Below are 316 nucleotides of genomic sequence, written 5' to 3'. Positions count from 1 at the left end.
CTTAAAGCGCGCCATGATCAGCAGCCCGGCCGGGAAGATCACGAGATAGGCAATCACACAGAATCGGCGGTCCTGAGTAGGCCATAGACCGTCCAGGGCTGGCGCCCCACCTCCGTCGTGGTCCAGCCTGCCAGCACCGCCACGAAGCCCAGCGGCGCTACCAACTGGCAGGAGCGCAGATACCAGACGCTGTCGTAGAGCCTGCCTTTCCAGCGCAGCCACCAGCTCGCCACGACCATGCCGAGCATGAGGAGCCCGATGCCGACCATGACGCGGAACGCAAAGAACGGGATGGCCACCGGGGGCCTCTGGTCCC

The 316-nt window shown here is 65.5% G+C and carries 1 protein-coding gene; it reads right to left on the bottom strand.

The genetic code is table 11. From position 1 onward, the window contains the following. Positions 1 to 53: 53 nt before the first annotated feature. Positions 54 to 316 (bottom strand): cytochrome ubiquinol oxidase subunit I (locus tag EN852_RS38150; protein WP_135879855.1); only part of this gene is annotated, 263 nt, incomplete at its 5' end.

Source organism: Mesorhizobium sp. M2E.F.Ca.ET.209.01.1.1, assembly GCF_004010375.2.
In the GTDB taxonomy this organism is placed as follows: Bacteria; Pseudomonadota; Alphaproteobacteria; order Rhizobiales; family Rhizobiaceae; genus Mesorhizobium.
Note: the sequence above shows the minus strand (reverse complement) of the source record. Positions and strands in the feature narration are given on the sequence as shown.